The 12,512-nt window shown below is 58.8% G+C and carries 13 protein-coding genes and 1 pseudogene; 12 read left to right on the forward strand and 2 right to left on the reverse strand.

Annotated features, from left to right (window positions below):
* The 10 genes and pseudogenes from BVH03_RS26555 to BVH03_RS25360 form a co-directional block, all read left to right on the forward strand.
* Nucleotides 1-344 (forward strand): polymorphic toxin type 50 domain-containing protein (locus tag BVH03_RS26555; protein ID WP_256574818.1); only part of this gene is annotated, 344 nt, incomplete at its 5' end.
* 1 nt (nucleotide 345) lies between these two features.
* Nucleotides 346-642, forward strand: a complete 297-nt coding sequence (locus BVH03_RS25320; protein ID WP_256574819.1) for a hypothetical protein — start codon at nucleotides 346-348, stop codon at nucleotides 640-642.
* A gap of 47 nt (nucleotides 643-689) precedes the next feature.
* On the forward strand, nucleotides 690-1,151 hold the full coding sequence (locus BVH03_RS25325) for a CdiA family toxin C-terminal domain-containing protein (protein ID WP_075963773.1): 462 nt from the start codon (nucleotides 690-692) through the stop codon (nucleotides 1,149-1,151).
* On the forward strand, nucleotides 1,151-1,546 hold the full coding sequence (locus tag BVH03_RS25330; protein WP_075963774.1) for a hypothetical protein: 396 nt from the start codon (nucleotides 1,151-1,153) through the stop codon (nucleotides 1,544-1,546). Before BVH03_RS25325 ends, BVH03_RS25330 begins: the two co-directional genes overlap by 1 nt.
* Nucleotides 1,547-1,678: 132 nt before the next feature.
* Complete coding sequence (locus BVH03_RS25335) at nucleotides 1,679-2,386, forward strand: transposase (RefSeq protein WP_075963775.1); 708 nt, start codon at nucleotides 1,679-1,681, stop codon at nucleotides 2,384-2,386.
* 120 nt (nucleotides 2,387-2,506) lie between these two features.
* Nucleotides 2,507-2,932 carry a hypothetical protein gene (locus BVH03_RS25340; RefSeq protein WP_075963776.1) on the forward strand — a complete coding sequence of 142 codons (426 nt, stop codon included), beginning with the start codon at nucleotides 2,507-2,509 and terminating at the stop codon, nucleotides 2,930-2,932.
* Between the two features lie 178 nt (nucleotides 2,933-3,110).
* On the forward strand, nucleotides 3,111-3,227 hold the full coding sequence (locus tag BVH03_RS27375; RefSeq protein WP_371915395.1) for a hypothetical protein: 117 nt from the start codon (nucleotides 3,111-3,113) through the stop codon (nucleotides 3,225-3,227).
* Nucleotides 3,228-3,329: 102 nt separating this feature from the next.
* Nucleotides 3,330-4,145: pseudogene (locus BVH03_RS27060) on the forward strand (IS4 family transposase); the annotation flags it as partial.
* Between the two features lie 460 nt (nucleotides 4,146-4,605).
* Nucleotides 4,606-5,928 (forward strand): MFS transporter, encoded by a 1,323-nt coding sequence (locus BVH03_RS25355; RefSeq protein WP_075963778.1) that lies wholly within the window; start codon nucleotides 4,606-4,608, stop codon nucleotides 5,926-5,928.
* A gap of 19 nt (nucleotides 5,929-5,947) precedes the next feature.
* Nucleotides 5,948-7,123 (forward strand): L-rhamnonate dehydratase, encoded by a 1,176-nt coding sequence (locus BVH03_RS25360; RefSeq protein ID WP_075963779.1) that lies wholly within the window; start codon nucleotides 5,948-5,950, stop codon nucleotides 7,121-7,123.
* A gap of 50 nt (nucleotides 7,124-7,173) precedes the next feature.
* Here the strand turns inward: BVH03_RS25360 and BVH03_RS25365 are convergent, their stop codons facing one another.
* Both BVH03_RS25365 and BVH03_RS25370 read right to left on the reverse strand, forming a co-directional pair.
* Nucleotides 7,174-8,556: a pitrilysin family protein gene (locus BVH03_RS25365; protein WP_075963819.1), complete on the reverse strand. Its 1,383-nt coding sequence runs from the start codon at nucleotides 8,554-8,556 to the stop codon at nucleotides 7,174-7,176.
* A gap of 8 nt (nucleotides 8,557-8,564) precedes the next feature.
* Nucleotides 8,565-10,208 (reverse strand): Na/Pi cotransporter family protein, encoded by a 1,644-nt coding sequence (locus BVH03_RS25370; RefSeq protein WP_075963780.1) that lies wholly within the window; start codon nucleotides 10,206-10,208, stop codon nucleotides 8,565-8,567.
* Between the two features lie 397 nt (nucleotides 10,209-10,605).
* On the opposite strand from BVH03_RS25370, the gene BVH03_RS25375 reads away from it, so the two are divergent.
* A complete protein-coding gene (locus BVH03_RS25375; protein WP_075963781.1) occupies nucleotides 10,606-11,742 on the forward strand; it encodes an RNA ligase RtcB family protein in 1,137 nt (378 codons plus the stop codon).
* Nucleotides 11,742-12,368 carry a peptide chain release factor H gene (gene prfH / locus BVH03_RS25380; RefSeq protein ID WP_075963782.1) on the forward strand — a complete coding sequence of 209 codons (627 nt, stop codon included), beginning with the start codon at nucleotides 11,742-11,744 and terminating at the stop codon, nucleotides 12,366-12,368. Before BVH03_RS25375 ends, prfH begins: the two co-directional genes overlap by 1 nt.
* Nucleotides 12,369-12,512: the final 144 nt, after the last annotated feature.

Below are 12,512 nucleotides of genomic sequence, written 5' to 3' on the forward strand. Positions count from 1 at the left end.
TACTTACGCCTAAAGAGTTTCCAGAGGTTTCCGCTCAAATTAGTCGCCAGAAGCAGCTAAGACATCTAGAGGGAACACCTCAGTTGGCGGAGCGAGGTAAAGGGGGGTATTTGAGCGATATCTCTGATGCGCAGAAGGTTCTGGACGCATATCGTTCTGGTAATGCGGTTATTCTAGGTAAGAATGCTCAAGGGTTTCCTATCGTTCGAGTTGATGGGGTCACTGGAACTAACGTAAATATTGGTGCGGGGATAAACAGTCAGCCAACGAGCGTTTTCATTATTAAGGGAACGAAAAGTCCAAGTGTTGTCCCGACTAGTCCTACCCCCAAGCTGGTGGATTAATATGAATTTGGTAGTTAGGAATAAAATAATTATTGCATTAGTGCAGGCTTTGCTAGGGGCGATTTCCCCAAATTTCAAAGCCGTACTGATTGATTTTTCTCAAGGAGTGAGTGTTAGGTTTTTCTTGATGGAAGATTTGGCTGGGGATAGAGAGGAAATCGATGATGTGATTACTGAATTTGACTCGTTAGTTATGGGGATTGAGTCAGTTCCAATAACATATGGTATCGCGGTGGGCGAAGCCTGGATAGATTTCTCTGGTGACAGTGTGGTCCCGGTTTATATTAGACGCGAATAGTTGGGGCAAAAGCAACTGCCTCAACTGGAGGACAAACAGCCTCTACATTGCCGAAGAATTTCGGTGAGTCAGTTATCGGTCATAACACCCAAATCGGTGTGCGAAACAGTAAGGCGGGTACGATTTTTGGTGCCCACAACAACGATGCATTCCTAGAGTCGGTTGAAATAACCGGTGCGAAGGTTTCCAATAGAATCACAGATGCTCGTTTCCCTGGGGTTGTTGAGTACAGCTATCAGTTGCCTAGAACCAACACTAAGGGCGAATTTATTGGCGGGTATAAGCCTGTATCTACGAAAACAACCTATGACCCAAAAGTTCTGACGGATAATAAAATGGCTGATATGTCTAGTCGCGCGGCAGTCCAGGCGGAATCTGTGTTCAAAGCCAATTCGGCCTTGAGGGAGGCTAGTATCAAGGTTGATGGCTATTACTTTCAGGTGACGCGTAACAACAAGACTAGCGAAGTAACAAACTCCTTCATTACTATGCCGCCGAGAGCAAACTGATGAGTGGTTTGTCTTGGCTTGAAAAGCTCAAGGAGTCATTCGCCTCCACTGGCCTGGATTATGGAGATCTTTACGAGCTAATAGAGGCATCCATAGCGAGGAGGCGAACTAATTTCCCCGCGTTTATCCATGAGGCTTCGAGGGGGAATGGCTTCTCTGTGAGTGAGGGGTATTTCTATTCTCTTGATCAGGATTGGGATGACCCTGAGGAGTTTAGTGAGGTCAGTTTCTTTTTGGGGGAAGTGGAAACTTCAAGTATTTCAGTGCTTGATTATGTCTTTTTGATGAAGGTCGCAGCCGATGTTTACTCTGCTTTCTTTCCTGAAGAGAGAGACAGTATTCTAAGTTCGGCTAGAAGATTGGAAGAGCGTTATTCAAAGAAGTCCCCGGTCTAGCCGGGGACTTTCACTTCACTCCGCAGTAATCACCAAACACAATCGATGGGGCCAGAATCGATGGGGTCAGAATCATTGATATCGACGTGTCATGGCAGCTATCGTTCCCGATCTTGAGTAGAGGAGCACGCCATGGCCCGTTTACCCCGCCTTTATTTTCCGGGATGCGTCCAGCATGTGATTCAGCGAGGCATTAATCGTGAGGCCTGCTTTTACGATGAAGCAGACTACAAGGTCTACCTTTCTTTTCTGAGCGAGTCGGCCAAAAAATATCGCGTCGCCATTCATGCTTTCGTGCTGATGACAAATCATGTGCATCTGCTCGCCACGCCCAGTGATGAACAAGGCATTAGCCGGCTGATGCAGGCTCTGGGGCGTCGATACGTTCAATACTTCAATTTCACTTATGGTCGTACCGGTACCTTATGGGAGGGACGATATAAATCGATGCTAGTCGATAGTGATAGCTACCTGTTAACGGTTTACCGGTATCTAGAGCTGAACCCGGTACGAGCAGGCATTGTTGCTCACGCGTCGGAATATTCATGGTCACGTTATCAAGCCAATGTCTTGGGCAAGCTTATCCAGTTGCTCACGTCACACGCTCTGTATCTTCGCCTCGGTAAAACAGAGGAGGAGCACCAGAGCGCCTATCGTTCGTTGCTCCGGGGCCGATTGCCTGATCGACAGTTGTCGGAGATTCGTGAGGCGACGAACAAGGGGGAGCTTGGTAATGATCGGTTCAAGGCTCAAATTGAGGTCAAGACAGGTAGGCGAGCAGCTCCTCTTGGGCGGGGCGGTGATAGTAAATCTGTGACGTTCCGCGAAGCGCAGCGTTAAATCAATGACTCTGACCCCATTGATTTCTAAATTTGGAAGTAAGTACGATTCGGGTATAGAACAGATGTCGAAGTATGCAGATACTCTTGATCCCATAGATTTTGTTGGAAGGTGAAGTCAATGATTTTTGAATACAACGAAAAATATGGTGTTTCCTTGCTCGCAGGTGTTCGTGATAGAGCGCGTGTCAGGGATTTGATGGGCGGAGATTTTAGAGTATTGCCCAAAACAGAGTTTTCTGAAAATACGATTGACGTTTTTGGCAGCCTTGTTGCTAGAACATGGTATGACGCCAGCGATATTCTGATAGGCATTGAGTTTTATGCGCTGGGCTCTGAGTTTTATTTTTCAGGGGTGCAAGTGTTGGGGAAGGATTTTCAATATATAGAAAGGTTTCTAAGTGCTTTAGGTATCGCCTTTGATGTTGAGGAGGATGGTACTGGTATCTCGATAAATGATGGGGTGTTGAGATTTTATATTCCTGATATGCTTGAGAGTGGCCCAGTAGCTGAGATTAAGTCGGTTTATGTGGATTTTAAATTATAGAGCGCGGTAAGGCGAATTAATGATTGTAGGATAACTGAGCGAAGCGTAATCCGTCGTTTACCACGAGGTGATCATGTGGCGCATGCAAGACGTTCACAAGCCAATTGCTCTTTAAAAATAAATGGCGTCGCTGAACCGTTCAGCGGATTACGTCTTCGGCTAATACGCCCTACGACTGATCGCCAGCCGCATACAGGCGGGCAACGATGTCGACATCGATGCCGGGCAGGACATCAACATCCTGTCGGCCCAGGACGAAAGAGTAATAGAAAGAGTAATAGGGGACAGACCCTGAGGAATCCCCACAAAATATTCATGAAGATCAGTCAGATAGCTTGAAGATGCCTGCATGAGTCGGCAGTTTGGTAGTCGCCAAACCAACCAACCCCCGAGACTCATGCAGGCAGTACGATGCTTACACAAGGCATTTTCCCAAGCACTCCCCACGATCCACAGCAAGCGACTGAGCGCCTTGATGAGCGGCGTCAGTGCGTTGCTGCATGGGCATCGCTTAACCCTGACCGATCTCGGCAGGGCCATGCCCAGCAGGGCTTACACCAAACATTCGATCAAGCGCGTGGATCGCTTGCTGGGTGACGCCCAGTTTCAGTCCAAACGCCCTCTGTTCTACTGGAAAATACTCACGGCAATGCTTGGCCACCTGCGTCATCCACTGATCCTGGTGGATTGATCGCCGATCAATGCCGCTTCTGACCTTTACTTGCTGCGCGCTTCAATACCACTGGCCGGAAGGGCGTTCCCCGTTTATGAGAGCGTGCACGATCGTGAAGGCTGCCCACAACGCCAGAGGCAACTACTCGACGCGCTTGAGCTTATGCTCCCCGATCAATGCGTGCCGATCCTGGTGACAGATGCCGGATTTCGTCGTCCCTGGTTCCAGGCTGTCGAAGCCAAGGACTGGTATTACGTGGGTCGCGTGCGTAATCGTGATCTCTACCTCGACGAGCACGGCCACTGGCAACCGATCAAGCAGCTCTACCAGCGGATAACCTCGACAGTGCGGTCGCTTGGCGAAATCGAGATGACGCGCTGTGCACCGCACAGTGTTGCTTTGTACGGCATTCACCAGCCACCCAAGGGCAGGAAGTATCGACGCGTGACGGGCAGCATCGCGCGCAGCAAGCTCAGCCGACAAAACGCTCGCCGTGAACAAGAGCCCTGGTTGCTCGCCAGCAACTCAAGCGAAGGCCAAAACCGTATCCACTATTGACTCGAGTGCGCCAGGCAGAGCGTACGGGAATCCAAAAAAGGGACATCCTAGGAGGTCCAAGTAAGTGCCATTCAAATCTGTCTCGTTTTCCGTTTCACTCTGAGGGCGCTGTGCCTCAAGGGGCTCGAACTTTCAAGCGCGTCACCAACTGTGCAAGCGCTGGCCTTACAGCGCTTTTTGCAGCATTCCTGCATTCGCTACTGACCTTCTCTCGTGCTCGCCTCTCGGGGGCTTTTTGAGCGACGTCGCGATAACGCGCGCGCGGCTTTTGCCGCTTCAGACATTTCCTGTGGTTATCACCGAATGCGCATAAGTGATTATCCGCCGCCTCGGGCTGTGGCTAGAGTCGGCGGCAACAGGTAGCGATGCCTGGCTCGATAGACCAATAAGAAGCCCACCTTGAGTCCTCGCAAGGTGATCACCGGCAAAGAAGGATCTGACCATGACAACAAGAACATCGGTCGAGGCATTGACCTCGGCCATCAGCAAAAGCCGCGTGCGGCTCCTGCCTTTTCTCATCCTCATGTACGTACTGGCTTTCATCGATCGGGCCAACGTCGGCTACGCGCGCAGTTACCTGCAGGCCGATACGGGGCTTAGCGATGCGGCCTTCGCCTTTGGTGCCAGCATTTTCTTCGTTGGCTACGCGTTCTTCGAAGTGCCCAGCAACCTGATGTTGCACCGCCTTGGCGCCAAGGTCTGGCTGTGCCGGATCATGGTCACGTGGGGCCTGGTGTCAGCGGCCATGATGTTCGTCGATACCGCCATGACGTTCTACGTCTTGCGCTTTTTGCTGGGCGTTGCCGAGGCTGGTTTCTTCCCCGGCATCATTCTCTATCTCACCTACTGGTTCCCGGCCCAGAGCCGTGGCCAGGCGCTGGGCATGTTCTATTTCGGCCTGCCCCTGGCACTGGTGCTAGGTGGGCCGCTGTCCGGCTGGCTGCTGGAATACCACGGGGTATTCGGCCTGACCAACTGGCAATGGCTGTTCGTGGTCGAGGGGCTGCTGGCATCCGTGATTGGTGTCGTCGCCTACTTCTATCTGGTCAACCGCCCTCGTGATGCTCGCTGGCTGAGCGACGCGGAGAAGTCCGCGCTTGAAGCCAGGTTGGCAGCTGAAGATGCACAGAAGCAGGAACACAGCCCGCATGGCTTCCTCAGTGCACTGCGTAGCGGTCGGGTGCTGCGCTTCTGCCTGGTGTATTTCACCATCCAGATGAGCGTGTACGGCGTGGTGTTCTATTTACCGACACGTATCGCCAGCTTCCTGGACGGCGCCGTCGGCCTCAACGTCGGTTTGATCACCGCCGTCCCCTGGCTGTGCGCCCTGATCGTGACCCGTCTGGTGACGCTATACGCGGACCGTACCGGGCTGCATCGACAGCTTGCCGTTTGCATGCTGGGTATGGCGGCTTGCGGGATCGCCGCATCGGCTCTGGGCGGCAGCCTGGTGTTGGTGGTGATCGCCTTCTGCTTCGCTGCCGCCGGTTTCGTGGCCGTGCAGCCGCTGTTCTGGACCATTCCGACCAGTTACCTAAGTGGCGCCGCCGCTGCCAGCGGCATCGCCCTGATCAACTCGCTGGGCAACCTCGGCGGCTTCGTCGCTCCCAACCTGAAAACCTTCATGGAGAGCCAGTTCGGCGATCCACGTGCCGGGATGTTTGCCCTGGCCGTGGTCGCTGTGGTTGGCGCTCTGATGATCCATCGCCTCAACCGTCAATCAAGCAACCCCACGGCGCCGTTGAAAGCGGCGCGTGCCAACTGATCGTGAAAGGAGCCGCAGCATGAAAATAAAATCCATCCGTACCCGCGTTTTCGAGTGGAAGGGCAAGGTCGTGCCGCCCCAGGCGCACTTCTGTACCAACGCCAGCGACATCCTCTTCGAGAAGGGCGATGCCATGGGCTCGTTTCGTTTCCACGGCTGGCTGGTCGTGGAAGTGGAGACCGACGACGGCATCGTCGGCATCGGCAACTGCGCCTTGGCGCCGCGGGTGGCCAAGGAGATCATCGACACGTACCTGGCGCCCATCGCCATCGGCGAGGACCCGTTCGACAACGAGTACATCTGGCAGAAGATGTACCGTCAGAGCCATGCCTGGGGTCGCAAGGGCATCGGAATGGCGGCGATCTCGGCGATCGACATCGCCATCTGGGACATCATGGGCAAGGCGGTGAACAAGCCGGTATTCAAGTTGCTCGGTGGGCGCACCAAGGAAAAGATCTGGACCTACGCCTCCAAGCTCTACGCCAACGACAACCTCGACCTGTTCCTCGAAGAGGCCCAGGGCTACCTGAACCAGGGCTTCAACGCCCTGAAGATGCGCTTCGGCTACGGCCCGAAAGATGGCCCGGCGGGCATGCGCCGCAACATCGAGCAGGTGCGTGCGCTGCGTGAACTGGCCGGCCCGGACGTGGACATCATGCTCGAATGCTACATGGGCTGGACCCTGGAATACGCCCGCCGCATGCTGCCCAAACTCGCCGAGTTCGAGCCGCGCTGGCTGGAAGAACCGGTGATCGCCGATGATCTGGAAGGCTACATCGAGCTGAAGAAGATGGGCATCATGCCGATCTCCGGCGGCGAGCACGAGTTCACTTCGTACGGCTTCAAGGAGATGCTCGAACGCCGTGCCGTGGACGTGATCCAGTACGACACCAACCGCGTGGGCGGCATCACTGCGGCGCGCAAGATCAACGCGCTGGCCGAAGCCTGGTCGGTGCCGGTGATCCCCCATGCCGGGCAGATGCACAACTACCATCTGACCATGTCGACCACCGCGTCGCCGATGGCCGAGTTCTTCCCGGTGTTCGACGTCGAGGTCGGCAACGAGCTGTTCTACTACGTGTTCAAGGGCGAGCCGGCACCGGTCAATGGTTATATCCAGCTGGATGACCACAAGCCCGGCCTGGGCCTGGAAATCTCCGAGGAGTACCTGAGCGAGTTCAACATCATCGAGTGAGTCTCAGCGCGGTTGCAGCAGCGAGCGCCCCGGTTATCCGGGGCTTTTCGTCAGTGGCGGCGCAGCAGGCTGGCCAGACCGACCAGGGCCAGCAGCAGAATTAGCACTGCCGCTGCACCCACCCCATACAGACCGGCAGTGCTCAGCAGCGGTTGCTCGACGCGCTGGTAGCTCGGCTGCTTGAGCAGCAGGTTCAGCGCCGCATCGAGCTGTGCGGTGTGGATCTTGCGCAGTTCCGGCGCCGGGTCGGCGAAGCGGCCCTCTTCGTAGCTGCCCAGAGAGCTCCAGTAGGTGTCGGCCAGGGCGCTGTTGCCCTGTGCGGTCCAGTTCTGGCGGGCAAGGGCGACGCTGCGCAGGCGCTCGACGGTGGCGTCATCCAGGCCGTCCTTGGCGAGGCGTTGCAGCAAGTCATGCAGGCGCTGCTCGGTCTGCGCCACGTCTTCGCGTGCCACCTCGGCGCTGATGCTGAAAAAGCTACTGCTGCCGTAGGCGCTGCGTTCCACATTGGGGCTGTATGCCAGGCCATGTTCGAGACGCAGGTCGCGGTACACGGCCCATTGCAGGTAATCGCGGAGCAACTGCCAGGTGCCCTGGTCGAGTTCGCCGATCCAGGGCTCGGTGAAGATCAGGTTCACCTGGGCGGTATCGCCGAGCAGGCCGGTGGTCAACGTGCGTTCGGGCTCGGCGTGGTCGGTGCTTTCCGGCAGTTCGCGCAGCTCGGGCATGGGGCCAGGCGGCAGTTCGCCGAAGCGCCGTTCCAGGTAGGCGGGCAGGCGGCGATCAAGGTCGCCAACCATGATCAGGGTCATGTTGTTGGCCACGTACCATTGTTCGTGCAGGCGCTCCAGCCCTGCGGTGTCGAGGCGATTCAGCGAATCCTGCTCGGCGCAGGCCTGGCCGAGTTCGGCGGCCACTTGCTCGGTGGCATCGTTACGTTTGCTCGAAGCACCCAGCAGGCGCTGCCAGGCGGCCGGGTGTTCGCCGTTCTCGTGGACGATCACCCGCTTGGCTGCGTCGATACGTTCGGCGGTGAATTCGGTGTTGAACAGGGCAGCGAGCAGCAGATCGAGCGCCGCACGCTGGTTGGCGGCCGGTACTTCGATGACGAAGGTGGTGTCGCTGTCGCGAGTGAAGGCATTCCAGTCGCCACCCAGGGCCTGCATGCGCTCTTCCAGGCCGGCTTCGCCGCTTGCGTCGATACCGCTGAACAGCAGGTGCTCGAGCAGGTGCGGCATTTCCTTGTGGGCGCAGTCGAACTGGTCGAAGCCGACGCCGACCACCAGACGAATCGACACGTGGCCGCGTTCGGCGGTGGGTTTGAGGATCAGCTGCAAGCCGTTGTCCAACGGGTAGCCTTCGACCTTCAGGTGGTCGGCCGCCCACAGCGGGCCGCACAGCATCAGCCCCAGCAGCAGTGCCAGTGAGCGGGCCATGGCCCGCACTATTCGCCACCTTCTTCGGCAAGCAGGGCACCGGTTTCGTGGCTGCCGAGTACGGCGTAGGCGCTTGCGCAGAACAGCGAATTGAGGCGTTTCATATCGTCGATCAGTTCCAGGTGCAGAGAGCTGGTTTCCAGACTCTTGACCACCTGCCTATGCAGACGTTCGACATGTAAATGCGTGAGCCGACGCTCCTGAATGCGGAAGCGGCGCTTCTCGCGCAGCAGTTGGCGTGCGGCATCGGCGTCGGCGGAGAAGAACACCGACAGGCCCAGGCGCAGGTTGCCGAGCAGGCGTTCGTGCAGCGCGGTGAGTTCTTCCAGGCCGCTCTCGGAGAAGGCATGGCGTTGGGCGGTCTTCTCGTCCTGGATCTTGCCGAGCATGCGCTCGATGAGGTCGCCGGAGCGCTCCAGGTTGGAGGAAAACTCGATGATCTCGGCCCAGCGCCGGCTATCGGACTCGCTCAGGTCCTCCTGCTGGATCTGCGCGAGGTAGAGCTTCACGGCGGTGTAGAGGGCGTCGATGTCGTCGTCGATGCGCCGCAGGTCCTTGGCGAGAATCGGCTGGCTGCCACGCAGGGCATCCTGCAAGTGAACGAGCATGCTGTCGACCAGATCGCCGATGCGCAGGGTTTCGCGCACTGCGTTGGACAGCGCCAGGCTCGGCGTCGACAGCGCCGTGGGGTCGAGGTGACGGGCCTTGGCCACGGCGTTGATGTCCGGGCGATCGGGCAGCAGCCAGTTGCAGAAGCGCGCCATCAGGCCCAGGGTCGGCAGCATCAGCAGGCAGCGCAGGGTGTTGTAGAGCACGTGGAAAGCGATCACCAGTTCGGCCGGGTGCCATTTCAGGCTATCGAGCCAGTGCGCCAGCGGGTCGAGCACCGGGATCACCAGGATCAGGCCGATCAGCTTGTAGAGCAGGCTGCCCAGGGCCACACGGCGGCCGGCCTGGCTCTGCATGCTGGCATTGAGAAAGGCCAGCACGCCGCTGCCGATGTTGGCGCCGATCACCAGGCCGATGGCCACCGGCAGGCCGATCACCCCGGAGCCGGTCAGGGTCGCGGTGAGCAGCACCGCGGCCAGGCTGGAATAGGAGATCAACGCGAACAGCGCACCGACCACCGCATCGAGCAGCACGTCGCCGGTCAGCGAGGCGAACAGCACGTGGATGCCCTTGGCCTCGGTGATCGGCGTGGCGGCGGTGACGATCAGTTGCAGGGCGAGGATCATCAAGCCCAGGCCGATGGCCACGCGGCCAAGCTGGCCGGCGCGGGTCTGCTTGCGCGACAGGAAGAACACCACGCCGAGAAAGATCAGCAGTGGCGACAGCCAGCTGAGGTCGAAGGTCAGCACCCGGGCCATCAGCGCGGTGCCGACATCGGCGCCGAGCATGATCGCCAGTGCCGGGGTCAGCGCCATCAGGCCCTGGCCGACGAACGAGGTGACCAGCAGCGCCGTGGCGTTGCTGCTCTGCACCAGCGCGGTGACGGCGATGCCGGCGACGAAGGCCATCGGCCGCTTGCCGACGTTATGGCTGAGCACACGACGCAGCTGCGAGCCATACACCCGCAGGATGCCGGTACGCACGATATGGGTGCCCCAGATCAGCAGGGCAATGGCGGACAACAGATTGAGCAGCGTCAACATCACGCATCTCCCTGATACGCAGATTCGATCCCGGAGCTTGGGATACAGCCGGTGACGGTGTTCGTAGACACGCGGTCACCAATGCGAGCGGTTAATAGAAGCTGTAGTTGTAGATACGCCGGTTGCCAAGCAACTAGCGGGCCGCCGCTTCGCTGGCAGGTTGTGCAGTGCACCACGTAATCGCCGCGCCAGGTTGCAAGCCGTCGCCAATGCGCCTAGCATGCGCGCCTTCTCTCAACCGACAGCAAAGGAGGCACATCATGCAGCAACTGATCACCCTTTGCAGGTCGCGCCTGGCTTGATCGCACTCGCCGCTGTTCGTTAGCGGTGCCGCAACGCCCGGCCTCTGGCCTGCCAATCCGAACATCTTTGTGTTTCAACCCATCAGGATTGGACTATGGGCACTTGCATTCGCAATTTGTCCGAAGGCGCCGTATTGGTCGCCGCGGACGACACCTGGATCGAAGGAAAAGCGATCCAGCAACTCGAAACCACCGCTCGCTTGGCGGGCATGCAGCGGGTGGCCGGCATGCCGGATCTGCACCCGGGGCGTGGCTATCCGGTTGGTGCAGCATTCTTTTCCGTCGGGCGTTTTTACCCGGCGCTGGTTGGCAACGACATCGGCTGCGGCATGGCGCTGTGGCGCACGGACATGGCGACCGCCAGGCTGCATCTGGACAAGCTGGAGAAGCGCCTCGGTAACCTCGACCTGCCACTCGACGAGAGCTGGCAGGAGGCGGTCGCCGCTTTCGGGCTGCCAATCACCGGCCACGAGCGTTCCCTTGGCACCATCGGCGGCGGTAACCATTTCGCCGAGCTGCAGCAGCTCGATGAAAGCTACGACGATGCTGCGCTAACGGCCTTGGGCGTCGAGCGTAAACACCTGCTGTTGCTGGTGCACAGCGGCTCGCGCGGCCTCGGTGAAGCGATCCTGCGCGAGCAGGTCGACCTGTTCGGCCATCAGGGCCTGGAGGCCGGCAGCGATGCCAGTAGCCACTACCTGGGTCGACACGACGGGGCGCTGCGTTTCGCCGAAGCCAACCGCCAACTGATTGCCCGGCGCATGCTCGAGCGCTTGCGTGCCGACGGCGAGAGGGTGCTCGACATCAACCACAATCTGGTGTCCCCGGCGCGTGTCGATGGTCTCGATGGCTGGCTGCACCGCAAGGGCGCCACGCCGTCGGACCAGGGCACGGTGGTGATTCCCGGCTCGCGTGGCGATTACAGCTACCTCGTGCAGCCGATCGCCGATGAGCGCAGCCTGCTGTCCCTGGCCCACGGTGCTGGTCGCAAATGGATGCGCAGCGAGTGCAAGGATCGCCTTGCCGCGCGCTACAGCGTCGAGCAACTGAGCCGCACTGCACTCGGCAGCCGGGTGATCTGCGCCGACCGTGCGCTGATCTACGAGGAGGCGCCCGAGGCCTACAAGGCTATCGACTCGGTGGTCGGTGCCTTGCGTGAGGCCGGACTGGTTCGCGTGCTGGCGCGACTGAAGCCGGTGCTGACCTACAAGACGCGTGGAGGGTGTTGCTGATGATCCTTCTGCAACTCTCGGCGGCTCAGGGCCCGGAGGAATGTGCGCTGGCGGTGGCCAGGGCATTGCCCAGGCTACAGGCCGAAGCGGATGGCCTCTGCGTGACGGTACGGGTACTCGAAGAGGAGCCGGGGCCGCGGCGCGGCACCTTGCGTTCGGTATTGCTGGTGCTGGATGGCGAGCAGGCCGAGCGGCTGGCTGGTGATTGGACGGGCTCGTTGCAATGGACCTGCCCAAGCCCCTACAGGCCCGGCCATGCTCGCAAGAACTGGTTCTTCGGTGGTGCGCGCTTTGCCGCGCCGGCAGAGGAGCTGGCCGGTGAAATCCGTTTTGAAACGCTGCGCTCGTCGGGGCCGGGCGGTCAGCACGTCAACACCACCGACTCGGCGGTGCGGGCCACTCATGTGGCCAGCGGCATCAGCGTCAAGGTGCAGAGCGAGCGCAGCCAGCACGCCAACAAGCGTCTGGCGCTGCTACTGATCGCCCAGCGCCTCGCCATGCATGCCCAGGCGCAAGCCGATGCGGCGCGGGCGCGGCGTCGTGATGCACACCTGCAGGTGGAGCGGGGCAACCCACGGCGGCTGTTTCGTGGTGAGCGCTTCGAGCCCGACGTGGATCGGCTCTGAACGCAATAAAAAAAAACGGGGCCATCGACAGACTGTGTGAAAACCTAGCAGTCCGAGGGTGAGTTGAAGACAATGCCTCTATCGGTTGATAGGGGCATTGTCGTTTATGGGTTATATCCAGGGCGAAGGTCGCGGGCAAAGCAG

It is taken from the genome of Pseudomonas sp. PA15(2017) (assembly GCF_001945395.1).
In the GTDB taxonomy this organism is placed as follows: Bacteria; Pseudomonadota; Gammaproteobacteria; order Pseudomonadales; family Pseudomonadaceae; genus Aquipseudomonas.